This is a genomic window from Campylobacter hyointestinalis subsp. lawsonii, assembly GCF_013372165.1.
GTDB classification, from domain to species: Bacteria; Campylobacterota; Campylobacteria; order Campylobacterales; family Campylobacteraceae; genus Campylobacter; species Campylobacter lawsonii.
In genome coordinates this window covers 768,362-794,200 of sequence record NZ_CP053828.1, presented here as the reverse complement: position 1 = coordinate 794,200, position 25,839 = coordinate 768,362, and the positions used below count along the sequence as shown (strand labels likewise).

The following is a 25,839-nucleotide window of genomic DNA, read 5'->3' as shown; positions in this document are numbered from 1 at the left end:
TAAATATCAATATATCGCAATAATCGCTTAAATTTTGTTTTTAACTTATTTGTGCTAAAATTAAAACTATTTTTGAATTTAGGAAATTAATTATGGATATTAGAAAAGAGTATTTGGATTTTTTTAAAAGCAAAGGTCATGAGATAATACCATCAGCACCGCTAGTCCCTGATGATGCTACGCTGCTATTTACAAATGCTGGAATGGTGCCTTTTAAAAGCATTTTTACAGGCGATGTGCCTCGCCCTACTCCACCGATTCGCACTAGCTGTCAAACCTGCATTAGAGCCGGTGGCAAACACAATGACTTAGATAATGTCGGCTACACTGCTAGGCATCATACATTTTTTGAGATGCTAGGAAATTTCAGCTTTGGCGAGTATTTTAAAAAAGAGGCCATAGCTTACGCGTGGGAGTTTGTAACTGAAATTTTAAAACTGCCAAAAGATAGATTATATGTAACCGTCCATGAAAATGATGAAGAAGCATATGAAATTTGGCAAAAGCATATAGAAAAAGATAGAATTTATAAATTTGGAGATAAAGATAACTTCTGGGCTATGGGCGATACTGGACCTTGTGGCCCTTGTAGCGAGATATTTTACGATCAAGGAAGTGAGCATTTTAATAGCGATGAAGATTGTATGGGTGGCGATGGAGATAGATTTTTAGAAATTTGGAACCTTGTATTTATGCAGTTTGAAAGAAGTAGTGATGGAAGTATGACTCCACTTCCAAAGCCTTCAATCGATACTGGAATGGGGCTAGAGAGAGTAACTGCTATAAAAGAGGGTAAATTTAGCAACTATGACAGCTCACTTTTTATGCCTTTGATTAATGAAGTAGCAAGAATTTCAAATTTAAAATATGAGTATGAGAGTGGGGCTAGTTTTAGAGTTATAAGCGATCATATTCGATCAACTACATTTTTACTAGCTCAAGGGGTAAATTTTGACAAAGAAGGACGCGGATATGTCCTAAGAAGAATATTAAGAAGAGCCGTTCGCCACGGATACTTACTTGGGATAAAAGAGCCATTTATGTATAGATTAGTAGATAAAGTAGTAGAGCTAATGGGCGAACATTATGAGTATTTAAAAGAGAAAAAAGAGTATGTCAAAGAGCTCATAAAACTCGAAGAAGAGAGATTTTTAGCCACTATTTCAGCTGGACTTGATTTATTTAACGAGGAGCTAGCAAAGACAACTAGCAAAGTGTTTAGCGGCGAAGTAGCATTTAAATTATATGATACTTACGGATTTCCACTTGATCTAACAGCTGATATGCTAAGAGAAAAAGGGCTTAGCGTAGATGAGACTAAATTTAATAAATTGATGAGCGAACAAAAAGCAAGGGCAAAAGCTAGCTGGAAAGGAAGCGGAGATACTGCTAAAGAGAGTGGGGATTTTAAAGCTTTACTTGAGAAATTTGGCGAGAATAAATTTATCGGATATGAAAATCTAAAAAGTAGTAGCAAGGTTTTAGCGCTTTTAAATAGTGAGTTTAAAATGGTAGATGAGCTAAAAAACGGCGAAATTGGATATGTTATGCTTGATTCTACTCCATTTTATGCTCAAAGTGGCGGTCAGTGCGGTGATACTGGGCTTTTAGGTGGAAATCAAGTCCTTGATACCAAAAAATATTTTGGATTAAATTTAAGCACCATAGAGGCAAAAAATAGCATAAAAATAGGCGATATCTTGCCTTGTGAAGTTAGCCTTAATAGGCTAGAAATTCGCCGTCACCACTCAGCCACTCATTTGCTCCACGCAGCGCTTAGAAGCATTCTTGGGCCACATATAGCTCAAGCTGGAAGTAGCGTAGAAGCTAATAAGCTTAGATTTGACTTTACTCATCCAAAGCCACTCTCAAAAGATGAATTAGAAAAAATTGAGAATTTTGTAAATGAAGCGATCTTAAAAGGAGCTAAAGCAAAAACAGAAATAATGGATATAGAAGAAGCTAAAAAAAGCGGAGCTATAGCTCTGTTTGGCGAAAAATACGCAGACAAAGTCAGAGTCTTAACACTTGGTCCATCAAAAGAGCTTTGCGGTGGCACTCATGTAGAAAATTTAAATGAAATAGGAAGTTTTTTTATCGTCCGTGAAAGTGGAGTAAGCGCTGGAGTAAGGCGTATAGAAGCGGTTTGCTCTAAAGCGGCGCTTGAGCTATCAAAAGAGTTTAGAAAAGAGATAAACGATATAAAAGATAGCTTAAAAGGTGCAGATCCATTACTTGCTATAAAAAAGCTAAAAGATGAGATAAAAACTCTTCAAAACGATCTAAAAAACGCTTCAAACACAAAAGATTTAGACATAAAAGATATAAACGGCACAAAAGTCGTAGTATCTAAATTTGATGGAGATATAAAAAGCAAAATAGACGAACTAAAAAATAAATTTGATAAAGTAGTGGTATTTTTAGCTAGTAAAAAAGATGGCAAAGTCAGCCTAGGCGCTGGATCTAAAAATTGCAATATCAAAGCTGGTGAGCTAGTAAAAGCCATAGCCCCTATAGTTGGTGGCGGTGGCGGTGGTAGAGATGATTTTGCCACTGCTGGAGGTAAAGATGAGAGCAAAATAGACGAAGCTCTAAATGCTGCTACTAAATTTATAAGTGAAAACCTTTGAACACAGCATTTGCAAGACTAGATCAAATAGCGCCGTTTATCCATATAAGTAGTTCGGCGCTATTTATAGCAGTTCAGCTTAGTATAGTGATTTTTGCAAAATATTTTTTTAAAAATATTGAACAAAATCCAAATTTATATAAAACCATACTAAAAGAATTTGGATATTTTGTAAAATTAGAACTAGCCACTATACTTATACTCTGTATAAGTGGGGTATTTGCCGCATTTACTGGCAAGATCAGGATATCAGACCCTATGGTTGAAGCCATTATACTTACAAAATGGGCGCTTCTTGCATTTATTTTACTAAATATAGCCTATATGTGGTATAAATTTGGCAAGGCTAAAAAGGCATTTTCTAGTGGCGATCTTTTAAGTGTTCATGAGAATTTCGTTTTGATAATATATTATTTCACACCGCTAAATATCGTATTATCATTTATCAGTATATACCTTGGGGTTGCATTTAGAGGATTTCAATGATAGTTCTTGCTTCTAGCTCTAAGAGTAGAGCTCAAATTTTACGTGATTTTAATATACCATTTATTCAAATAAGCATGGATTATGACGAAACTATCACTCAAAAGACATCGCCCAATTCATATTCTATGAATGTCGTTATCCAAAAATCAAAACAATTCTTTTCCAAATTTAAAAAACAATACGATAATGTTTTATTTGCCGACAGCAGCGTTATTTGTAAAGGTCAAATTTTAGGCAAGGCAAAAGATGAAGATGAAGCGTGGCAAATGCTTGATTTGCAAAGCGGATCTATTGTGAGCGTATATACGGCTATGAAATTTGTCTCTACTAAATTTGATATTGACTCTCTTAGCGTTACTACTTTTAAATTTGATATTTTTCAAAAAGATGATTTGAAAAAGTACGTAAAAAGCGGTCTTTGGAAAGATAAAGCAGGAGCGATGATGTGCGAAGGATTTAATAAAAAATATATTTTGCAAACTAATGGCAATAAATCCACCGCCATGGGGCTTAATGCAGAGATTTTAAAGGCATTTTTATGAAACATATTTTTAGCTTTTTTACCATAATAGCGATCTGCTTACTAGTCGGATTTATGTATTTTTATTCACAAATCAGAGTAGATATATCAACTATAATTAATTACAAACCAAAGCTAACTACTCAAATTTTTGATAGAAATGGCAATCTAGTAGCAAACATATTTGACGAAGAAAATAGACATTACGCGCAGTATGACGAAATCCCACAAAGAGTCATAGAATCACTCGTAGCCATAGAAGATACTAGTTTTTTTGAACACGGCGGTATAAACGTTGAAGCCATTTTTAGAGCAGCCATAAAAGATATCAAAGCTATGGCTCTTGTAGAAGGAGCATCTACCCTCACCCAACAACTCATAAAAAATATGGTTTTAACAAGAGATAAAAAATTTACTAGAAAACTTAGAGAAATAATACTCGCTATAAAGATCGAAGATGAACTAACAAAAGAGCAAATCATCGAAAGATATCTAAATCAAGTATATTTTGGACATGGATATTACGGAATTAAAACAGCAGCACTAGGATACTTCAAAAAAAATCTAAACGAACTAAGCTTAAAAGAGATAGCTATACTTGTAGGTCTTCCAAAAGCACCTAGCAACTACGATCCTACTAGACATATGGATCTATCAATATCACGTGCGAACGGTGTTATATCAAGGCTATTTAACCTTGGATGGATAACACAAGATGAATATGAAGCCTCTTTAAAAGAAACCCCTATTGTATTTGATGAGACATTGACTCAAAATAGAGCGCCATATTTGGTAGATGAAGCTATAAAAGAGGCTATAAAACATTATCCAGATATTAAGTATGGCGGATATAAAGTCACTTTAACGGCGGATTTAAAAATCCAAAATATCGCCCAAAATGCACTTAAATTTGGATATACAGAGATATTAAAAAGAGATAAAAATGCTGATGAAGCTTATCTAAATGGAGCCATTATAGTAACAAATCCGACAAATGGAGAGATTTTAGCGTTAGTCGGCGGTGTCGATTATGCTAAAAGTAACTTTAACCGAGCAACACAAAGCGAACGCCAACCCGGTTCTAGCTTTAAACCATTTATATATCAAATCGCACTTGATCTTGGATATTCTCCTATGAGTAAGGTCGCAGATATATCTCGTGTATTTGAAAATGTCGGAAGAAGTGAAGAAGACAGAGACTGGAAACCTAAAAATTACGGCGGAAATTTTGAAGGATACATAACCCTAAAAGACGCACTCAGACAATCTAGAAACCTAGCAACAATAAATTTGCTAAACTCAATAGGGCTAGATATAGTATCTCAAAAGCTTTCAAATTTTGGCTTTAAAAATATCCCACAAAACCTATCTATCGCACTTGGAAGCTTTGGGATAAGTCTTATAGAGTTTAGCCAACATTACTCTATGTTTGCCGGACTTGGTACTACTAGCAAATCAAATTTGATAAAATCCATACAAAAAGATGAAGTCATCACTGAATTTAGCTCAGAACAAACCGTGATGATAAAACCAGAACAAGCATATTTGATGATAGATATGCTAAAAACAGTAGTAGAAGAAGGAACTGGACGAGGTGCAAAGGTCGCAGGTATAGAAATCGCAGGAAAAACAGGCACTACAAATAACAATATTGATGCATGGTTTTGTGGATTTACGCCTGAAGTACAAGCTATAATCTGGTATGGAAACGATAATAATATGCCTATGAGAAAGATAGAAGGCGGAGGTAGAACTGCAGCGCCAGTATTTAGAGAATTTATACAAAACTATATAAAAGAATTCCCAGATACAAAACGTAAATTTGATACCCCAAAAGAGGTTTATCATAAGATTTATGAAGGAAATGACGCCATATATACAGATACTTCGCCACTTCCAAAACAACAAATAAACGCTATAGATATGCAAGAAGGTGGACTAATCTTTTGATTTAGCCCACAACCTTAAATACGCGGCTTTCATTATCTATTTTTGAAAGACTAAGTCTGATGATAGAATCTTCCAAAGCTAAAAGAGAATGTTCTACACCCGCTTTTAATGTTATCAAGTCAAACTCATCTAGTCTTACTTCTTGATTGTCGCTTTTAAATATTATAGAGCCTTTTAAAACTTGTATGATTATAGGAGCTGGCGCTTTATGCTTATCCATAAAAGAATTTTTTGCCATACTTATCCTAATCTCTTTTGAAAACTCAGATTCTACTAGCTTAATAGCCTTAACACCTTCAAACAAAGATGTTTTAAAAATAATTTTTTCCATATAGATCCTTTTTTATTTAAAAAGATTATATTAAAAAATGATATGAAATAAATTGATTTTGATTAAGAAAAGATTGAGAGAAAGTCGCAATTGCAAAGTGCAAAGCGACTTAGATAATTATTTTTTAAGTTCTTTGATTCTAGCAGCTTTACCGCGTCTATCTCTAAGATAAAATAGCTTAGATCTTCTTACGCGTCCTTTTCTAAGAACTGTAATGCTTTCTAGGCTTTCACTAAAAATAGGGAAGATTCTTTCTACACCTACGCTATTTGCACCTATTTTTCTAATGATAAATGTCTCGCCGACACCGCTACCGCGTCTAGCTATACATATGCCCTCAAAATTTTGGATTCTAGATTTATCGCCTTCTTTGATGCGAATAGCAATTCTTAAAGTATCGCCAGCACGAAAATCAGGCACAGACTTATTTGAAATTTGAGCACTTTCAAATGCTTCTATATATTTGTTTCTCATCTTTTTTCCTTCTGTTTTTTTGGCGATTTAATTTTTTGATATAAATCAGGGCGGAAGAACCTAGTTTTACACAACGCCATATTGTTTTTCAAAACGCTGATTTTATCATGATTACCCTTTAAAAAAGCTGAAGTAGCACTCAAGCCTTGATAAACAAATGGTTTCGTAAAACTTGGAGCTTCTAGAATTCCCTCTTCGAAACTTTCAACTTCTAAAGAATCTGGGTTGCCTAAAACACCATTTAAATTTCTTGCTATAGCATCACACATACAAAGTGCTCCAAGCTCTCCACCAGTAAGTATAAAATCCCCTATACAAAAAACCTCATTTACTTTTTCTTCTATGATCCTCTCATCTATCCCCTCATATCTTCCGCAGATAAAAGTAATATCGCTAAGTTTGGATAGTCTTTTTGCATCATTTTGAGTAAATTTTTTACCTGATGGCGTAAGATAAATGATATGTGTATCTTGTAAAGAGTTTATAGCTTCAAATAATGGCTCTGGTTTCATAAGAAGTCCAGCCCCACCACCTATCATATAGTCATCGACTTTTAAGTGTTTATCATTACTAAAATCACGCGGATTTATAAATTTAAGTTTTACAATGCTATTATTTACAGCTCTACCAAGGATAGAATCCTTAAAATAAGGCTCTACTAAATTCGGAAAAATAGTAATGAAATTAAATCGCATAGTTTATGAATTATAAAGAATCTGAATCGAATTTTTAACTTGTATCTTTTTTAAATCGATATTTACATCTATTATAAAGTTATCAAGATACGGTATATAAAACTGAGTACTTAAACCTTTAGAAACAAGATTTGCAGCCGTTTGGATACTAAATAAAAATCCGCTACCAACTTCTATGATATCCAAAATTTCACCGAGTAAGGTATCATCTTCATATACAAAACAACCTATAATATCAAAGTAAAAAAACTCATCTTGTTTTAATTTACAAAAACGCTTTGTATCTTCTATAGTCCTATACAAAACAGTATTTACCAAACTTTTGGCTAGTTCTATATCTTCATAATTTTGAAATACCACGAGAGAATTTGTCTTATCAAAGCTTTTTATGATAAATTCTTTACCTTTTTTATCATAAAATTTAGCATCTTTTTTAAATTGCTCTGGAAAGTCGCTGCGGTTATGGAGCTTCACAGCTCCTTTTAAACCAACAGTTTTTCCAAGTACGCAAACCTCTACAAAATCACTCTTCAATAGCTTTTACCGTAATTCTATATGAGGTTGGGTCTTTCGCTTTGCAACCAATAATTACTGTCTTAATAGCATTTATCATCTTGCCGTCTTTACCGATAAGCCTTCCGGTATCAGCTTTGCTTGCATGTACAATAATTTCATCAAAATTTTCACCCAAACTAACTCTTTCTACTTTGATAAGTTCAGGGCAATCTGCTATGAGTTTTGCATACTCTTTTAAAAATTCTTCAACCATTATTTTGTTATTTGAGCGACTCTATCGCTAAGTTTAGCACCTACGCTTTTCCAATACGCAAGTCTTTGGGCATCAAATTTAATTACTTCTGGTTCTACCATAGGATTATAGTATCCAATACTCTCTATCCAGCCACTATCTCTTCTTTTTCTACTATCAGTTACCACAATACGATAAAATGGTCTTTTTTTGCGTCCCATTCTTGTTAGTCTAACTACTGTTGCCATTATTTTCTCCTAATTATTTTTTGATTAAGGCTTAATTATAGCTAAATTTATAGCCATAAGTAAGCCCTAAATTATCTAGGGCGATTTGCGTTTGCCATCATAGATGCAAAACCTTTCATACTATCTTTATTAGAGAATTTCTTAGCAAGTTTGGCTGCACTACTAAATTGCTTTAAAAATCTATTAACACTTATCTGATCTAGTCCCGCACCAGCTGCTATTCTGCGTTTTCTAGCGTTGTTTAAAAGATCTGGATTCTCTCTCTCTTTTGGCGTCATTGAGTTTATCATAGCTTTGATATGTTTGATCTGATCTGAATTATCCAAATCTATATCTTTTAATTGATTAGCCATATTTCCAAGTCCTGGTATCATGCCTATTAGACTCTTCATACTACCAAGCTTTTTTACACTCTCAAGCTGAGTGATAAAGTCATTGAAGTTAAATTCACCTTTTTTGATCTTTTTGTTTAGCTTTTTAGCCTCTTTTTCATCAATTATTGTTGATGCTTTTTCAGCTAAGGTAGCAAGGTCGCCCTCGCCTAAAATTCTACCTACAATCCTATCAGGGATAAAACTCTCAAGATCAGCCACTTTCTCACCAACACCTACAAATCTAAGTGGAATCCCAACTTGATGAGCTATGCCTATCGCCACTCCGCCTTTAGTATCAGCATCAAATTTGCTTAAAATCACCCCTGTTATACCAAGAGCTTCATTAAAACTAGCTGCTGTGCGAACACCATCTTGACCACTCATCGCATCAGCTACATAGAATATTTCGTGCGGATTTAAGGCTGATTTAATCTCTTTTAGCTCATTCATCAAAGCCTCATCAATCGCTAGTCGCCCAGCAGTATCGACTAAAAGCACATCATAAAGACCATCTTTTGCTTTTTTGAGTGCTTCTTTGGCTACATTTACTGGGTTATTATCTCCATCTATGCTAAATAATTCAATCTCATTAGCACTACAAAGCTGTCTAAGCTGCTCAACCGCTGCTAGACGCTGTAAGTCGGCAGCAGCGACCAATACACGCTTTTTTCTTGATTTTAGATAATTTGCAAGTTTAATAGTAGTTGTAGTTTTTCCGCCGCCTTGCAAACCCGCCATTAATACAATAGTTGGAGGATTAGAGGCAAAGACAAAGCCACTGCTCTTATTTCCATCATTTGGAGCGGTTAGAATATTAATTAAATTTGATTTTATACTATCTAAAAATTGTTTTTGACCTATAGCACCCTTTTTCATATCAGATTCTACAAGAGATACTAGCTCCTTAGTAACCTTATGATAAACATCAGCTTTTAATAGCGACTTTTTAAGCGTCTCTAACGCATTTTTCAAAGCCTTCTCATCATCAACAAATTTAAGTTTATTTACAGCCGATTTCAGCGATTCGCCTATAAGTTCAAACACAATTTACCTTTATTAATTTTTATTAAAAGGAGCTAATTATATCTTTTATTTACTTTGAAATTGTTTAAATACTACTCTGGCATACATATATTTTGATTTACAATATTTTTAATAGTGTGATAGCTAATAAATACTATCATAGCCACAAGCAAAATAAAAATCAAATTTGCTAAATTTAAAAAGAAGATACTATTTGTTATCTCATACGCTTTAAAACAAGCTATACTTACAGCAGCTGTTGGAAATGTAAATGCCCACCACGAAATAAAAAATTTAAGATTAAAGAAATTTTTATACATAAAAATCACAAGAAAAGTAAAAAACATAGCCAAATTTAAAAGAAAAATAGCTACTAAATCAAAGCTATTTGTAAGCTTTATATAATCTAAAAATCCAACAGCAGGAGGAGCTATCATAATAAAAAGCGTTGGCATAAATTTACTTGGAAGCTGATCATGAAATAAAATCCTATAAAATACCAACGAAAACAACACAACCCAAAAAAACATTGCCACACTAAAATAAAACCACATCCAAGAAGCAATTTCTTTAGCACCAACGATGATTATTAAGTTACCAACAATCGGGATAAACCACGCTGGGTTTGAGTGCTTTATCTCTAAATTTTTATTTATCCAAAATGAAATCACATAAAATGTAAAATATGTCTGAAAAACAACTCCGATATAAAATAAAATCTCATAAACAAACTTAACATCTTGCCATAAACTCGCTAAAATAAGCATTGAAATAGGCACTGTGGCGAAGAAATTTATCTTTATAGGATGAGAGAGCTCTTCTTTGACTTTATCTAAATTTGTAAATATTTTTAATATGTAAAAAAATACTATCAATATAAAAATCGCACTCACAAAAACCCTAAATACTACAAAACCAACATCATCAAATTTCATAATCTCATTTAGCTTTTTATAAGCCATTCCAAATCCGCCAAGCCCCATAATAACAGCAAAAAACATTATATGGAAATTTGCTAATCTACCCATCTTTTTCCTCTTTCAAATTTAATTTTTTAGCTTCATCTACTCCATCTTTCCACAAGCTATGTCTTTGGATAGTGTATTTTGCATCCACTTTTCCGCTAAACATAGATGGCAAAAGCTTTCTATTTGCCTTTGGTATAAAGGCCATTAAATGAGCTATTATCAGCAGTATTATCATAACCATACCAAGGTTATGAAGCTGTGCAGCCCAAAAATACAGCTCATTTGATATGTCAAATCCTAATAAATTTTTATATGTTTTTATAAGACCCGTTACTGCTAACATTAAGATAGTAAAAGCTATAGCTATATAGGCTAAACGCTGCTCTGGCAGGTATTTGCTAGATGGTGGCTCGTGTGATTTTGTAATCATAGCCTTTATAACCAAATAGCTATTTTTCATATCTCCTTTTTTAGGAAATATATCAAATTCCCTTCTCATAGTGTGAAATATGATATGATATATCCCAAAAAACACAAGCAAAAAAGCAAAAATATAGTGTAAATTTAAAGTAAAATAATAATCCCCACTCCACTCAAAAAGCGGAATTTTATTGATATTATAACGCTTTGCGATAGGCATTTGAAATAATCCGCTCATAATCAAACCAAATATACTAAATGCCACGCCCCAATGAATTATGCGGTTTTGCAAATTTTGTCTTTTGATTTTCATTTTTTATCCTTTTTTCCCAGCTTTATATGCAGCGATTCCAGCACCGATGAGACCTGCTATTGGCGCTAGTAAAGTAGCCGTCGCAAGTGTGGTAGAATCTTTTAAAGGGCTATCAACACGGCTCATATGTGGTGTGCCAACCTTATTTTGTTTATCTTTGTATTTTTGGCTAATTGCCATATCTATATCTTCAAATTTAACACTAGAGATATAAACCGTGCTTGTCCCACCATTTTCATTTAGTCCATAAATTTCTCTTTTTTCATCTTTTAAACGCTCTAAAATTCTCTCTTTTTTATCAAAAATAATGGCATTTTTCGGACAAGAAATTTGGCATTTTGGCTTTTCATTTTTAGCAAGCAAATCAGCACACATATCGCATTTATACATCACACCTCCACCAGCTAGCTTTGGAGCGATTTTAAGATATATCCCAACCCCAGCTTGTCTTTGTGGGATCTGCCACGGACAAGCATCACGACACTTTGCCCCACCAAAGCAGAAGTTTTTATCTATATCTACAGCACCTTCATCACTCTTGCTAATCACACCAAAAGGGCAGAGCTTTTGGCAAGGTGGATTATCGCAGTGCATACAACGACGCGGGATAAAAACCTCTTTTTGCCCTACTTTGACACTCTCGACAAAGGTCCAGTTATATGGCGTTAAGCGATTGATATTATCCTTTTGATTTTGGTAATCTTCAAATTTAGTTTGTGGAAAATATGGCATAATCGGATTTTGTGGGCGTGGAAAATTTGGTTCATTTTTATCCCTACAAGCTTTTACGCAAAGCGGTATAGGCTCATTTTTACAGCCATCACAAAGATCAAGGTCGATGATGCTCATTATCTTTTTGTCTTCCAAATTTGAAGTTGCAAAAAGCGGAGAGCTAGCAGCAACAGCACTAAATTTAAAAAAACTTCGTCTATCCATAAATACAGCCTTTAATATATTTTTTAGGCAATTATAAGTAGAATTGCATAATTTTTCTGTGATAAAATCACACGAATATCAAATTTAGCAGGTGGATTTTGATAGATAATGCTGATAAATTGATGATTAGAGATAAATTTAAATCATTTGATATTAGCCAAGAAGACATAAAACTCATAGAAGAAAACGCTTATTATAGTAATTTTGACAAAAATGAAGTAATATATCAAAATAAGAAAAAATGCTATGGCTTTGTCATCGTAAAAAGCGGAAGCTTAAGGGCCTTTATACTCTCACAAAATGCTAAAGAGATAACGATTTTTAACCTAAAACAAAATGATGAGTGCATACTTTGCTCAAGCTGTATATCAGACTCGTTGCAATTTGAGATAAGTCTAGAGGCAAAAGATGGACTATGCCTACTAGTCATTCCAGCTAAAGTCTTTTCTGAACTCAAGCAAAAATATATAAAGTTATCAAACTATGTGCTAGAGCTTCTCTCAAAAAGATTTGCAAATAGCGTGTTTGTAATGCAACAAGCACTTTTTTTACCATTATCTAAGCGAATTCAAGATTTTTTGCAAGAAAATGCAGTAAATAAAGAACTAAATCTAACCCACGAAGAGATAGCTAGGCATTTAGGAAGTGCTAGAGAAGCTGTATCTAGAATCCTAAAAGAGATGGAAAAAACTGGAAGCATAAAACTTCTACGAAATCAAATAATAATCAAATAACACTATTTTTTAGTGATAATGTCACTGAAAAAAACATTTAAATCAGCTATCATTGTAAAACCAAACCAAAAAAGGATTGAAAATGGCTGATTTAAATAGAAGAGATGCTCTAAAGCTTTTTGCGGCTACTACAGTTGCTCTAAGTGCTACGACATCTCTAAACGCACAGCAAATAGCTGACAACAAAGACATAAAGTCAAAAATTCTAATCATAGGAGCAGGACTTGCTGGCATATCCTTAGCTGCAAGGCTAAGAAGTGAGCTGCCAAATGCTAAGATAACCTTGGCTGATAGTGATGAAATGTTTTATTATCAGCCTGGTTTTACTCTCATAGCAACTGGGATTTATACCGCTGATGATGTGGTATTTCAAAAGTCAGATTATATCCCAGATGGCGTAGAGTGGATAAAGCAAAATGTGGTTTCTATATCGCCAAACACAAATAGCGTAAGTTTCCAAAACGGAACAGATTATACTTATGATTATCTTGTATTAGCTACTGGTGTCGAGTATGATTTTGAGACGATACAAGGCTTAAAAAATGAAGATGTGCTAAATGATACAAATATCAGCTCTGTATATCTACTAAATAGCTCTATAAAGACAAATGAGCTTATGCAAAAATTAGCAAATAAAGGTGGAATTGGTCTATTTTGTGAAAATAAAACGCCTATGAAATGCAGCGGTGTGAATAAAAAAGTGATGATGATGAGCGAAGATAGAGCAAGGTTAGCAAATAATAGAGATAAGGTATCTATAAGCCTATATAGCGGAGGGGCAAAAACATTTTCATCTTCTATCTATGCTAAGGTAATGGAGCAAATGTTTGAGCAAAGAGATATAAACTACAAACTAAATCATCAAATAATAGCAGTAGATAAGGCAAGAAATACAGCTATATTCGAACATACTATGAAATACAGAGAAAATGGACAAAACAAAATAGCAACAGAGCAAATAGAAGCAAAATTTGACTGGCTTCATGTTGTCCCAAGACAAAGGGCGGCACTTATGTATAAAGAAGCTGGTCTTAGCGTGACAAATGGTGATGCAGATGGAAACTGGGTAAGTGTAAATAAAGAGACGCTACAATCAACGAAATTTAAAAATATCTTTGCTATCGGCGATATATGTGGCTTTCCTAACGGAAAAACCGGAGCTAGTATCAGAAAAATGTATCCTAAACTAGCAACAAATTTGATAAATGTAATAAAAGGTCTAGAACCAAGCGAAAAATATGATGGATACACAGCTTGCCCTTTTGTGACAAGATATGGAAAAGCTGTAATGGTAGAGTTTAACTGGAGCGGAAAGCCTACGCCTTCTATGCCTTGCTTTAGTGCTACAAGGGAGAGTTATCTTAACTGGTTTGTAAAATTAAATTTATTTAAACCAATGGTAATGCAAGGTATGCTTAGAGGACTAGTATAAGGAAAAAAAGATGAAAAATTTAGATAAGACAATTCGATTATTTATAGCGGCGGTTATATTTTTTATATTTGGATTTGTATGTCAAAGCTGGTGGTGGCTAATAGGTCTATGGCCTTTGCTTACGGCTGTTTATGGTTGTCCTTTATATAAATTTATAAGAAAAAAGGGTGTATAAATTTGAAAATTTAATCAGTGCTTTTGTGGCTAATAATCGATTTTTAATGTTACAAATTTGCACATTCAAAATAAAAAATGCTATTTAAATTTAAAAAAATAAATTTATTTGCAACATTACCGATATGTGAGTTTAAGGGCATTTAAATAGGCTCTTAAACAACAAATAGAGGATTTAATATGAGAAAAATTATTTTCTTAAGTTTTTTCACCATAGTTGCTTTTTCAAACGAATTTTCTCAAGATGAAATAGAAGATAGAGCAAATTTCTATCGAGGTTGCAAAGCTTATCCATCTTGGCATTACAAATCGTGCCAAACACCAAAACAGCATATTTATCAGCAAGTAGCTTGTAAGAGCTTTGGAATTTGTAATTGGTAGATAAAAATGGCTATTATAGAAGTTTGCGGAGTGATGGTTGATACGAAGCTTAAGTATTTTGGCAAACCTGCATTAAATTTCGCTCAAATAGAGCTAGAAAAGCAGATAGCTAAACAAAAAGATGAAGAAAAAAATCTCTTAAGTATAGAATATGCCAAAGAAGAGCTTAGTATAAGTGCTACAAATAGTAACACAGATACCAGCTCTACTGATACTCAAACTACCAAGTCCATCCAGCCAGTTAGCCAAAGTAGCTTTGATAAAATTGAGATAAATTACTCCAGGACATATTTAAAGCTTGATATATATGCTTAAGCCCCTTTTTAAGGGGCTTTAATAAATTTATAATTTTGGTAAAATTAAGATAATCTTTGCTCTTGTATTTGCTTGCTATTTAATTCTAGCAAATTTGCGTTATTTAACGCATTTTAGCTTTGAAATTCGCTTATCTACACCACGATTTAAATATGCAAACTATTTATCTATCTTTTGTAACTTTCGTATTTGCCATATCATCACTTGAATAAACGTCGTTTAAAAGCTCATTGCCACTTCATACCAGTATAAAAGCTGAGCCAAAAAATGCTATTTAAAGCTCCACCCGTAATTAAATTTAGCTCTTTCATATGGGATAATATTTGTGGTTTTGATACTAGAAATCCTGATATCAAAAACCACAAAAATAAAAAAGCGATGCTAGTCTAGCCGACTAAATTTACCACTATTTCATCATTAATCGCAGATATTTTTATGCTATCACCGCTTTTTAGCTCATCTTTTAGTATCATCTCAGCAAGTTTATCTTCGACTAACTCATAAAGAGCTCTTCTAAGAGGACGCGCACCATACACCGGATCAAATCCTGCTTTAGCTATAAACTCTTTAGCGCTGTCATCAAGAACAGCCTTGATACCTCTGTTTTGAAGAGTAGCTTCTAGCTCTTTAAACATTATAGAAACTATGCCACTAAGCTCATTTGCGCCAAGAGGATTAAAGATTACACAATCATCTAATCTATTTAAAAACTCAGGTTTAAAATACTCTTTTAACGCATCTTTTACCGCATTTTCTCTCTCGTCTCCACTTAAATTTGATATCGCAGAAGAGCCTATATTGCTAGTTAAAATGATGATAGTATTTTTAAAATCCACAGTAACGCCTTTGTTATCTGTCGCCCTTCCATCATCTAAAATCCCAAGTAGTATATTAAATACGTCTTTATGAGCCTTTTCAACCTCATCAAAAAGTATCACACTATAAGGTTTTCTACGAACTGCTTCGGTTAATTGTCCGCCCTCATCATACCCAACGTATCCAGGAGGCGCACCAAGCAGTCTTGAGACGCTGTGTTTTTCCATATATTCACTCATATCAAAACGAATAAGTGCTTTTTCATCGTCAAATAAAAACCTAGCTAACGCCTTTGCACTCTCTGTTTTACCAACTCCAGTAGGCCCTAAAAACAAAAAGCTACCGATCGGTCTATTTTGACTGCTAAGCCCTGCTTTGTTTCGTTTTATGGCGCGTGAAAGAGCGTGAAGTGCGGCGTCTTGTCCTACTACGTTACGTCTAAGATACTCTTCTACTTGTAAAAATTTCTCCTTTTCGCTAGTTAGCATACGCTTTACTGAAATTCCAGTCCATTTACTAAGAATACCCGCTACCATATCCTCATCAACTTCGTTTTTAAGCAAAACTCCGTCTTTTTTCATCTCTTCCCATTTGGCTTCTAGCTCTTTTATCTTAGCACTTGCCTCTGGGATCTTGCCGTACTCTATCTCTGCGGCTTTTTCATAAGCGTTATTTCTTTTTGCAAGCTCAGCTTCATTTTTAAGACTTTCTATCTGTTTTTTAGCTTCGCTTATACCGTTAAATACCGCTTTTTCATTTTTAAATTTAGCTTCTAATCCGGATTTTTTCTCATTTAAATTTGCAACCTCTTTTTCTATCTCATTAAGACGTTCGCTATTTTTATCACTATTTTCCATTTTTAAAGCTTCTTTTTCGACTATTAGAGTTTCGATCTCTCTTTTAGCCTTTGATAGCTCATAAGGTTCGCTTTCGATCTGCATTTTAAGCTCAGCTGCGGCTTCATCGATCAAGTCTATAGCTTTATCTGGTAAAAATCTACCGCTTATATATCTATCGCTTAGTTTTGCAGCAGCCACAAGAGCGCTATCTGTGATATTTACGTTATGATGAACTTCTAGCTTGTCTTTGATACCACGTAAAATTTGCAAAGCTTCATTTACACTAGGCTCAGCAACATTTACTGGCTGGAAACGGCGCTGCAAGGCTGCGTCTTTTTCAAAATACTTGCGATACTCTTTAAGAGTAGTAGCTCCAACAGCGTGAAGCTCGCCTCTAGCAAGAGCTGGTTTTAGTATATTTGCAGCATCCATACTGCCCTCGCTAGCTCCGGCTCCTACGATAGTGTGAATTTCGTCTATAAAGAGTATGATGTTTCCCGCTTTTTTAACCTCTTCTACTACTGCTTTAAGACGATCTTCAAACTCGCCACGATATTTTGCTCCGGCGATAAGAGCACTCATATCAAGAGCGATGACGCGTTTATTTACAAGACTAGTAGGAACTGCTTTTTTTACTATAAGTTGAGCTAAACTCTCTACTATAGCTGTTTTTCCAACTCCTGGCTCACCTAGCAAGATAGGGTTATTTTTAGTTTTACGTATGAGAATTTGCATCATTCTAGTTATCTCTTCATCTCTTCCGATAACAGGATCAAGCTCTCCATCACTTGCTTTTTTAGTAAGATCTACTCCAAATTTAGAAAGACTATCAAGAGTTTCATCGCTAGTTTGAGTATCTACTGTGCGACCGCCGCGAATGGCTTCTAGCTCTTTTTTAAGCTCTATTAAATTTATATATTTACTTAAAATTTCTTTCAAAGGCTCTTTGTCAAGATTACCTAAAATCCAAGTATCAACAGCGATATAACTATCGCCTAAGCTTATCATAACGGCTTTTGCATTTTCTAAGCTATTTACAAGTTCGCTTGAAACTTTGATATTCTCTCTACTAACGTTTGAGCTAGTAAGAAGCTTAGAGGCGCGACTTTTTATGTCTAGTAAAACTGCATCTTTGCTTACATTTGTTTTATTAAAAATTTGATTTAGTATAGAGCTACTATCTGCGACTAATGCCCAAAGCATGTGCAAACTCAAGGCTTCTGGGTTTTTGTTGCCTATAGCAAGGCTCAGTGAATTTTCAACTAAACTTCTAGTTTGATCGGTTAATTCTTCAAATATATTTGCCATTTTTGCTCCTTAAACTTTATATGAAGAGTATTATACAACTTTAGTCTATCTTTGTCAAGGTTACAAAAAATTACGGCGCCATAAATATCATGGCTATAAATCCGTAAATACCAAATATTAAAACAAAAATATGCCTTATCAGCTCAGATTTTCCATATAAAAGCATACTTAAACAACATAAAATCAAATTTAAAATTAATGCTTTTACATAAACACCCTCAAATTTAAATCCATAAAGATATGAGCTTAAATTTCTTATCTCAAACGGCAAAATCATCTCTTTTATATCTTTAGCAGTCGTTTCTCTAAGTATATCGTAATGGAATGCAGAGTTTATGGCGTAGTCATCATTTAGCTTATATCCTAATATTTTATCTTTTTTATGTATAACTACACTTTTACTAATAGGCGTTATATATAAGGCAAACTTATCGGTACTAGGATCATAGTCGCCACTTGGCAACTCTATTAGTTTATAGTCATCATAACTTATCAATTTTACGCTATTTTTAGAAAGAATGGCTGCGTAGAACTCTTTTTTAGTATTTTCACTGACTATTACAAGATCGTCGCCTTTGATATCTGTCTTTTTAACAGATGGTTTAGAATCAATCATTTTGAGATGATAAATTTGATTTAAACTATCAACTATAAACGCTCCTTCATCAAACGGTTTTTTTGTCGTTGGATTTGTAAAAAAATGTTTTATGGGAAAGCTAAAACCACTGTTTTTAAGAGCATTTGTATAGACCCTACTAAGCTCTTTTTCTATCTTTAGGCTAAAGAGATTTACAAACTCCAAACTATCTTTTTTAGCTCTAATTGCATAGTCATTATAACTAAGCCTAAGATAAGGCGGATTTGACTCAAAAATCGTCCAAATTTCTAACGGTTTTTGATTATAAATATCTGGTTTTACCATAAAATTCAGTGAGTTTGCCCTTATTTTATCTTCGTTTGCAAACTCGCTAAAACACTCAGGAAAAATACCTTTTGCAAGCAAATAAGAATAAAACTTAAATGGTAAATTCGCCATAAATTCATCTTTTGTGATATTTTTATCTCCTAGAATTTGATAATTCTGTCCGGATTGAATTATAAATTTATCAAGTATTTCAGAGTAATATAAATTTACTTTTACATCACTCTTAGCAAAAATGCTATCGATAAATTTAGGCAAAAACAAAGCAAGTAAAACAACAACTATAAAAGCCTGAAAAATCCTTAAAAATCTCATTAAAGCCCCTTTTTATATGCGTCAAACGATAAAACTAAAGCACCTAATGCATACATAAAAAATATCAAAAAATATACCATTCCAAGCTCATTTGAATGAAAGCTTTGTAGCTCGTAGATATCAGGATTTAGTTCAAAATACAGATAAAGAATCCCAAAAAATACGCCTAAATTTAGCGTAGCATTTTTCTTTAAAGGGGTGATGATAATAGCTCCTGCTAAAAGATAAAAAACTATCCCAAATAAGAAATTTAACAACAACCAAAAGTTTATCACGCTCAAAATCTCGCTCACGTAGATATGACTTAAAAAAACATTTAAGATCAAAATCTCACACGCATAAACACCAAGAATAAAAATAAGTGGATAAAGCACGATATAAGCTATATTTTTAAAGATCTTGTTTGGAAAAAATAGACTAAGTCTAAGCCTTTCATTTTGTCTTTCGCGTCCAAAAACAAAGCAGCTAATTACTACGCTAAAAAGCAAATTTATATCGCCTAAATGATAAAAGCTAAAACCTTTTTGAAGTAAAAATATCAAATTTACTTTCAAATTTCCCTCATCTAAAACAGCACTTCTTAACTCAAAAAAGATATATCCCAAAAACGCAGCTATCAAAACAACAAAAACAAAAAACGCTTCTTTAAATTTATAAAACTCTTTTTTTATCATTAGTATCTCCCTACATATCCTAAAAATGCATCTTCAAAACTCAAGCTTAGCTCTTTAGTGTCACTAAAAGTTTCATCTAAAAAGCCATAAATTTGTACTTCGCCGTTAAGTTCAGTCTTGCTTTCTATACCTTTTATATTGCTTAGATCTCTGCTTTTATCTAAAGAAAATCCCCTAAGACCTTGTCTAAATTTGTCAAAACTTCCTACAAAAGGCTCCTTATCTTTTCTTAAGATCACTACTTTATCAAGCAAATTTTCCAAATCATTTACGTTATGCGTTGTCATCAAAACACTTCTTTGCCCACTTCTTATAAAATCGTGCAAAAACTCACAAAATAGCCTCCTATAGCCAGTATCAAGCCCTAAAGAATAATCATCTAAAATAAGCAGTTTAGGACTACTTGCTAGAATTAGTCCAAGCACGACTTGTGACTTTTGACCTAGTGAGAGCGTGGATATTTTTTGCTTTATACTTACTCCAAGCTTGTTAAAAAGTTCGAAAAATATCTCACGCTTAAACCTAGATTTATACTGGCAAGAGTATAACTCTAAAAGATCTTTTATCATTAGATAGTCATAAGTCACGTATCCCTCATAAAGCAAACCTATCTTGCTTCTAACACTCACAGGCAGCGCGTGGCTATGGTGACCAAAGATCAAGCATTCACCTCTAAGCGGTCTTAAGTTTCCCATTAAAATATTTATAGTAGTACTTTTACCAACTCCGTTTTTACCTAAAAGCGCTGTGACTTCACCCTCTTCTACGCTAAAACTTAGATTTTCATAAATTTTCTTTTTGCCGTAAAATTGCGTCAAATTCTTACATTCAATAACATTTTTTACCATTTATATCCTACCTCCAACCAAATTTGCCTTCCTGTATCATAGCTCATAACTCCAGCACTATCGATAGTTTCTATATTTTTTCTATTTAATAAATTTGAGATATCTAAATTCGCAAAAAATGCACTGTTTTTTACTAAATTCTTTTCATACGAAAGCCTCATATCCCAGCTAAAAGCAGGACCGATTTTTTTACTTTTATAAGCCCTATAAGTCTTCCCGCCTATGGTTTGACTAGCGTCACTTATGATCCCATCAAATCCACCTTGAATATTTAAAAAGTTGCCCAAAGATAGTTTATACGGAAGCTTTGTAACTAAATTTGCATTGATATTCCAAGGGGTTTTATTTGTATTGTTTGGCAACTCGCTTTGATTTATCAAATTTCCATTAAAGATAACTTTTGTCGCGGTAGTTTGATACTCATCAAATACATCTTCATAAGTATTAAAATTTCTTTTAGAATCTATATAGTTAAAGCTAAGACCAAATGCATTTGAAACTCCTGCTACAACAATATCGCTGATAGTATTTAAACTCAAAGTATAGATATGAGATAGACTTTTTCCCTCATTTGTATAGACAGAATAATCTTCTTTCAAAGTAGTATTATCTCCAAGATTGTAGCCCATTTTCTTTGCACTTGAACGTCTGATGAGATCCTTTCCCTCGCGCCTTAGATACTTAACTCCAAGCTCTAAATTTCCTATCTTTTGTGTAGCTCCTATACCGATTTCATCATCATAAGGTACATTTAGGGAGCTAAATTTAAAAGCGCTCGGCTCTGTTTTTGTTTGTATCCACGGACTATTTTCATCAGCTCTAGTATAAGTTTTCATTAGACTAGCCATTCCTTCTCTTAGCTTATAAGCTAAAATGTTCCTTCCATAATATCTATTAAATCCGCCAAATATATTTGTATTATTGTCATCAAAAACATCTAAATTTGCCACAAATCTAGGCGCGATATTCAGACCCCCCCCCATATAATCATTCTTATCTAGTCTAACTCCTGGTTTTAAAGTTAAATTTGATATTTTTATCCTATCTTCTAGCCAAAATGAAGCTTGATTGTAATCAAACTCTATCTTTCCATCATATTTATAATGTTTGTTAAAATACTGGGCTTTCCACGTTTCTTTACCTTTTGCGACAACGTCTCCTTCTAGACAAAAGATATCGCCTGCCGCGCAAGTTTTCCCATCGCCTAATCTTATAGCACTGTTCGCACTTACATAAGGCTTCGTGATGTCGTATTTCGCATTTATTTTTTCTAGCTGGGCACCTAAAGAAAAGCGATTTGAAATTCCAAAGATATCTACATCTTCAAAATCTATAGAAGAGTTATATAAAAAACTTTTTTGGTTTTGTTCTATATCTCCACCCACTCCATCTAAAACCGTAGTAGTCTTGCTTGGCGTGTAGCCTTGCATAGTTTTAGACTTCCACCAAACAAGCATTTTATCACTATCTGTTTGTCTATCCATAGAAGTAGTATTTAGTCCGAAATTTTGCTTAAATAAAGCACTGTTAAACTCGTAATCCACGCCTAAGTTTAAATTTACTCCACCGCCTTTAACCTCAGCTTTAGCATTTTCGCCTCCTATGCTGTAGTAAGTCGCGCTGTATGGAGCGTAAAGTATGCTAGGCGTGAGTTTTAAGCGATCATTCGTATAAACGCCTTTTAAGAAATAATTTTCGTTTATCCTATGCATATTTCTTTTTTCGTCTTTTTTATTTACGTCTATATCGTAATCCTGGCTATATTTTCTTTGCAAAATAGTAGAATAAAGTCTATTATAATCAAACATTAATCCGAAATTTTCACTAACATATCCTTCTAAAGTAACTCCGCTTTTGTATTTTTTAAATTCAGGCTGATATGAGCTAGTAGTAGCGTAGTCATAAGACTCTTGTTCTATATCATCTATATGGACTTTTGTAAGCTTATCACTTGTATAGCCAAAATAGATTTTTCCACCAAACTCACGCTTTGGATCCCTTGTCTTAGCGTTTATCACGCCGCCTTGAAAGCCGCCGTATTTTGCGGAAACAAAACTATCTATAACTTCTATATTTTCAAGTAGATCTGTATTTACGCTAAGCCCCAAAGAAGGATTGCTTAAAAATGGAGTTATATTTGCCGCACTTCCAGTGCTTAAAATTCCACCCAAAGGATTTATGTCATTGTTGATATTTATACCATCAAGCGTGAAATTGTTTTGATAAACTTCAGCTCCGTTTATAGATATATTTTGCGGTGCGATCTCGCCACCGTTTTTGCTAGTTCTCTCGCCACGACTCACTCTTGCATTTGGATTTTTCTTTATGATATCACTTATCGTACCATCTTTTGATAAAGAAGCATCGATCGCGTCTTTATCGTATCTAGTAGAGCCTAAAAACTCACCGTTACTAGCTATGGATTGCTCACTACTGCCTATTATATTTACAGCTTCAAGCTGCGCACTATCGCAAAAAGCACAACTCGAAGCAAAAACAAAAGCTAAAGTTGCTTTATTCATCGTTATCCTTAAATTTTAAATTTACAGGCTTCTAACGATGAAGATTTTGGATTAAATAAATTTATAAAAAGTGATCTAAAAAATAGTAATTTACGATTTTTATACGTGATTTTTATCATATGAATATTCAAATAATTACCTCGGTAAAATTCAGTTTTAATTTTCAATTATAATAAATAGCAAATAAATTATAACTTAAAATGATAATTATTCTTAAATTAATTGTGGAAAAAATCATCGGTTTTATCATTTTAACTTCGTTTTTTGTTGCGCAATACTACTACTTTGTTAGTATCTTTTTTGATTTTATTAAGAAAAACAAAATCAGAAAATATAGACATTTAGATATTTCTTTGTTTTTACTTTAAATTTAGGCAAATTTAAATAAAATTGATTTTTTAAAAATTGGAGATAGAAAATTGGAAAAGAAAAATTTATTTCAAGCATTAGGATTTGGGACGGCTCTTGCAGTAGGACTTTTTACAGCAGTAAATTTAAATGCTGGGACAGATACTGGGCAGTCAAATAAATTAGAAGCTTTGGCAAAACTTACCAAAACAATAGCAATAGTAGAAAAATATTACGTTGATGATCTAAATTTCACAGCGATAGTAGATAAAACTATAGCTGGTCTAATGTCAAATCTTGATGCACACTCAAGCTTTTTAGATCAAAAAGCGTTTAAAGATATGCAGATTCAAACAAGTGGCGAATTTGGCGGACTTGGTATTACTGTAGGTATGAAAGATGGCGCACTTACAGTCATATCGCCTATAGATGATACTCCAGCGTATAAAGCGGGTATAAAAGCAGGAGATGTCATACTAAGGATAGATGGAAACTCAACTATCGGCATAACTATAGATGAAGCAGTAAATAAAATGCGTGGTAAGCCAAAAACTCCTATCACGATAACTATAGTAAGAAAAGGTGAGAAAAAACCATTTGATATAAATATGCAAAGAGATATCATCACAGTAGAATCAGTCGTAGCAAAACATATAAAAGACGAAGATATCTTATATCTTAGAGTTACTACGTTTGATCAACACGTTACAGATAAAGCAAGAGAATTTATTAAAAAATATCCAAACGTCAAAGGTATAGTTTTAGATCTTAGAAACAATCCAGGCGGACTACTAAATCAAGCAGTAGGACTTGTAAATTTATTTATAGATAAAGGCACTATAGTCACACAAAAAGGAAGAAGTAAAAGCGAAGATGAAGCTTACGAAGCAAATCCTAACCAAATGATCACAAAAGCTCCACTTGCCATACTAGTAAATGGCGGTAGCGCAAGTGCTAGTGAGATAGTAAGCGGTGCTCTTCAAGACCTAAAACGCGCTGTCGTAGTCGGTGAAAATACATTTGGAAAAGGAAGCGTGCAAGTAGTCATGCCTATAGACAATGAAGAAGCCTTAAGGCTAACTGTGGCTAGATACTATCTTCCAAGTAGCAGAACTATCCAAGCAGTTGGCGTAAAACCCGATGTTTTAGTATATCCTGGAAAAGTGCCTACTGAAGATGATAATGGATTTAATATCAAAGAAAGCGACTTAAAGCAACATTTAGAAAGTGAGCTTGATAAGATTGAGCCAAAAAAAGGTAATAAAAAAGATGAGAGCGATAAAAATATCATCACAAAAAAAGAAATTTATGATGATATACAACTAAAAACGGCAATCGATACAATCAAAGTAAAAAACATCAAATAGGAGAAAATGATGCAAAAGTCAGAGATGATTTACGAGGGTAAAGGTAAAAAAATGTGGTCAGTAGTAGGACATGATGACTTGTTGATAGCTGAGTTTAAAGATGATCTAACCGCATTTAACGCAGAAAAAAAAGGTAGCGAAAGCGGAAAAGGCGCACTAAATAACAAAATATCAACTGCGCTTTTTAAACTATTAACAAGCAAAGGCATACAAACCGCACTTGTTGAAACTATCAGCGACACAGAACAAGTCGTAAAAAAATGCAAAATCATACCACTTGAAGTTGTAGTAAGAAACATAGCAACCGGTAGTCTTAGTAAAAGACTTGCTATAAAAGAAGGAACTATTTTGCCATTTACTTTAGTAGAGTTTTATTATAAAGATGATGCTTTAGGTGATCCTTTAGTAAATGACGAACATTGTCTTATCATGGATCTTGTAAAAAGCGAAAATGATCTTGATAGATTGAAGCATTTAGGAAGAGAGATAAACTCTATACTGCTTCCATTTTTCAAAGAAAAAGGTTTAAAATTAGTCGATTTTAAGATTGAATTTGGTGTGGATAAAGACGGAAATATCTTACTTGCAGATGAAATAAGCCCTGATAGTTGTCGTTTTTGGGACGCTGTAACAAATGAAAAAATGGATAAAGATAGATTTAGACAGGATCTAGGAAGTGTAAAAGTCGCGTATGAAGAAGTTCTTCGTCGCATACTTGCATAAACAGAC

General features: G+C 33.7%; 26 protein-coding genes. 11 read left to right on the top strand and 15 right to left on the bottom strand.

The genetic code is table 11. From position 1 onward, the window contains the following. Window positions 1-92: 92 nt before the first annotated feature. Genes alaS through CHLWT_RS04065 form a run of 4 tightly spaced genes read left to right on the top strand, consistent with a single transcriptional unit; the run spans window position 93 to window position 5,585 of the window. Window positions 93-2,630 (top strand): alanine--tRNA ligase, encoded by a 2,538-nt coding sequence (gene alaS, locus CHLWT_RS04080; RefSeq protein WP_112000341.1) that lies wholly within the window; start codon window positions 93-95, stop codon window positions 2,628-2,630. Continuing rightward, complete coding sequence (locus CHLWT_RS04075; RefSeq protein ID WP_111948785.1) at window positions 2,627-3,115, top strand: hypothetical protein; 489 nt, start codon at window positions 2,627-2,629, stop codon at window positions 3,113-3,115. The genes alaS and CHLWT_RS04075 overlap by 4 nt, the downstream gene beginning before the upstream one ends. Further along, window positions 3,112-3,657, top strand: a complete 546-nt coding sequence (maf, locus tag CHLWT_RS04070) for a septum formation inhibitor Maf (protein WP_112000340.1) — start codon at window positions 3,112-3,114, stop codon at window positions 3,655-3,657. The genes CHLWT_RS04075 and maf overlap by 4 nt, the downstream gene beginning before the upstream one ends. Next, on the top strand, window positions 3,654-5,585 hold the full coding sequence (locus CHLWT_RS04065) for a transglycosylase domain-containing protein (RefSeq protein WP_112000339.1): 1,932 nt from the start codon (window positions 3,654-3,656) through the stop codon (window positions 5,583-5,585). Before maf ends, CHLWT_RS04065 begins: the two co-directional genes overlap by 4 nt. A 1-nt stretch (window position 5,586) precedes the next feature. Here the strand turns inward: CHLWT_RS04065 and CHLWT_RS04060 are convergent, their stop codons facing one another. The 10 genes from CHLWT_RS04060 to CHLWT_RS04015 form a co-directional block, all read right to left on the bottom strand. Continuing rightward, window positions 5,587-5,916, bottom strand: coding sequence for a cupin domain-containing protein (locus CHLWT_RS04060; RefSeq protein WP_112000338.1), 330 nt, complete (start codon window positions 5,914-5,916; stop codon window positions 5,587-5,589). A gap of 117 nt (window positions 5,917-6,033) precedes the next feature. Continuing rightward, window positions 6,034-6,390 (bottom strand): 50S ribosomal protein L19, encoded by a 357-nt coding sequence (gene rplS / locus CHLWT_RS04055; protein ID WP_034960960.1) that lies wholly within the window; start codon window positions 6,388-6,390, stop codon window positions 6,034-6,036. Further along, window positions 6,387-7,085 (bottom strand): tRNA (guanosine(37)-N1)-methyltransferase TrmD, encoded by a 699-nt coding sequence (gene trmD, locus CHLWT_RS04050; protein WP_112000337.1) that lies wholly within the window; start codon window positions 7,083-7,085, stop codon window positions 6,387-6,389. The genes rplS and trmD overlap by 4 nt, the downstream gene beginning before the upstream one ends. 3 nt (window positions 7,086-7,088) lie before the next feature. Continuing rightward, window positions 7,089-7,619: a ribosome maturation factor RimM gene (rimM, locus tag CHLWT_RS04045; protein WP_111975672.1), complete on the bottom strand. Its 531-nt coding sequence runs from the start codon at window positions 7,617-7,619 to the stop codon at window positions 7,089-7,091. Further along, the gene (locus CHLWT_RS04040; RefSeq protein ID WP_034960953.1) at window positions 7,609-7,854 is read right to left on the bottom strand and encodes a KH domain-containing protein; all 246 of its coding nucleotides are present in this window, start codon (window positions 7,852-7,854) and stop codon (window positions 7,609-7,611) included. The genes rimM and CHLWT_RS04040 overlap by 11 nt, the downstream gene beginning before the upstream one ends. After that, window positions 7,854-8,081, bottom strand: coding sequence for a 30S ribosomal protein S16 (rpsP, locus tag CHLWT_RS04035; protein WP_063998335.1), 228 nt, complete (start codon window positions 8,079-8,081; stop codon window positions 7,854-7,856). Before rpsP ends, CHLWT_RS04040 begins: the two co-directional genes overlap by 1 nt. Window positions 8,082-8,152: 71 nt before the next feature. After that, complete coding sequence (ffh, locus tag CHLWT_RS04030; protein WP_151062172.1) at window positions 8,153-9,499, bottom strand: signal recognition particle protein; 1,347 nt, start codon at window positions 9,497-9,499, stop codon at window positions 8,153-8,155. A 71-nt stretch (window positions 9,500-9,570) separates the two neighbouring features. Further along, window positions 9,571-10,506 (bottom strand): SLAC1 anion channel family protein, encoded by a 936-nt coding sequence (locus CHLWT_RS04025; RefSeq protein WP_111948799.1) that lies wholly within the window; start codon window positions 10,504-10,506, stop codon window positions 9,571-9,573. After that, window positions 10,499-11,179 carry a formate dehydrogenase subunit gamma gene (locus tag CHLWT_RS04020; RefSeq protein ID WP_063998338.1) on the bottom strand — a complete coding sequence of 227 codons (681 nt, stop codon included), beginning with the start codon at window positions 11,177-11,179 and terminating at the stop codon, window positions 10,499-10,501. Before CHLWT_RS04020 ends, CHLWT_RS04025 begins: the two co-directional genes overlap by 8 nt. Window positions 11,180-11,182: 3 nt before the next feature. Beyond that, window positions 11,183-12,115 carry a 4Fe-4S dicluster domain-containing protein gene (locus CHLWT_RS04015; RefSeq protein ID WP_063998339.1) on the bottom strand — a complete coding sequence of 311 codons (933 nt, stop codon included), beginning with the start codon at window positions 12,113-12,115 and terminating at the stop codon, window positions 11,183-11,185. 98 nt (window positions 12,116-12,213) lie between these two features. Here CHLWT_RS04015 and CHLWT_RS04010 point away from each other — a divergent pair, with 98 nt between their 5' ends. The 5 genes from CHLWT_RS04010 (at window position 12,214) to CHLWT_RS03990 (ending at window position 15,151) form a co-directional block, all read left to right on the top strand. Next, window positions 12,214-12,849, top strand: a complete 636-nt coding sequence (locus CHLWT_RS04010; protein WP_244948803.1) for a Crp/Fnr family transcriptional regulator — start codon at window positions 12,214-12,216, stop codon at window positions 12,847-12,849. A gap of 82 nt (window positions 12,850-12,931) precedes the next feature. Further along, on the top strand, window positions 12,932-14,281 hold the full coding sequence (locus CHLWT_RS04005; RefSeq protein WP_112000815.1) for an NAD(P)/FAD-dependent oxidoreductase: 1,350 nt from the start codon (window positions 12,932-12,934) through the stop codon (window positions 14,279-14,281). 10 nt (window positions 14,282-14,291) lie between these two features. After that, complete coding sequence (locus CHLWT_RS04000; RefSeq protein ID WP_151062171.1) at window positions 14,292-14,456, top strand: YgaP family membrane protein; 165 nt, start codon at window positions 14,292-14,294, stop codon at window positions 14,454-14,456. A gap of 179 nt (window positions 14,457-14,635) precedes the next feature. Then, entirely contained in the window at window positions 14,636-14,836 is a 201-nt protein-coding gene (locus tag CHLWT_RS03995) for a hypothetical protein (RefSeq protein ID WP_112000385.1), read from the top strand. A gap of 6 nt (window positions 14,837-14,842) precedes the next feature. Next, complete coding sequence (locus CHLWT_RS03990; RefSeq protein ID WP_111948807.1) at window positions 14,843-15,151, top strand: hypothetical protein; 309 nt, start codon at window positions 14,843-14,845, stop codon at window positions 15,149-15,151. Window positions 15,152-15,537: 386 nt separating this feature from the next. Here CHLWT_RS03990 and CHLWT_RS03985 read toward each other — a convergent pair whose 3' ends face one another. The 5 genes from CHLWT_RS03985 to CHLWT_RS03965 form a co-directional block, all read right to left on the bottom strand. Continuing rightward, complete coding sequence (locus CHLWT_RS03985; RefSeq protein ID WP_111975476.1) at window positions 15,538-18,114, bottom strand: ATP-dependent Clp protease ATP-binding subunit; 2,577 nt, start codon at window positions 18,112-18,114, stop codon at window positions 15,538-15,540. 70 nt (window positions 18,115-18,184) lie between these two features. After that, window positions 18,185-19,351: a DUF4857 domain-containing protein gene (locus tag CHLWT_RS03980; protein WP_112000384.1), complete on the bottom strand. Its 1,167-nt coding sequence runs from the start codon at window positions 19,349-19,351 to the stop codon at window positions 18,185-18,187. Beyond that, window positions 19,351-20,025, bottom strand: coding sequence for a hypothetical protein (locus CHLWT_RS03975; protein ID WP_111968691.1), 675 nt, complete (start codon window positions 20,023-20,025; stop codon window positions 19,351-19,353). The genes CHLWT_RS03980 and CHLWT_RS03975 overlap by 1 nt, the downstream gene beginning before the upstream one ends. Further along, complete coding sequence (locus CHLWT_RS03970; protein WP_112000383.1) at window positions 20,025-20,873, bottom strand: ATP-binding cassette domain-containing protein; 849 nt, start codon at window positions 20,871-20,873, stop codon at window positions 20,025-20,027. The genes CHLWT_RS03975 and CHLWT_RS03970 overlap by 1 nt, the downstream gene beginning before the upstream one ends. Further along, window positions 20,867-23,395, bottom strand: coding sequence for a TonB-dependent receptor plug domain-containing protein (locus CHLWT_RS03965; RefSeq protein WP_176320860.1), 2,529 nt, complete (start codon window positions 23,393-23,395; stop codon window positions 20,867-20,869). Before CHLWT_RS03965 ends, CHLWT_RS03970 begins: the two co-directional genes overlap by 7 nt. 419 nt (window positions 23,396-23,814) lie before the next feature. Here CHLWT_RS03965 and CHLWT_RS03960 point away from each other — a divergent pair, with 419 nt between their 5' ends. Continuing rightward, the gene (locus CHLWT_RS03960) at window positions 23,815-25,110 is read left to right on the top strand and encodes a S41 family peptidase (RefSeq protein WP_063998348.1); all 1,296 of its coding nucleotides are present in this window, start codon (window positions 23,815-23,817) and stop codon (window positions 25,108-25,110) included. A gap of 9 nt (window positions 25,111-25,119) precedes the next feature. Next, on the top strand, window positions 25,120-25,833 hold the full coding sequence (gene purC, locus CHLWT_RS03955; protein ID WP_063998349.1) for a phosphoribosylaminoimidazolesuccinocarboxamide synthase: 714 nt from the start codon (window positions 25,120-25,122) through the stop codon (window positions 25,831-25,833). The last annotated feature ends 6 nt before the right edge of the window (window positions 25,834-25,839 follow it).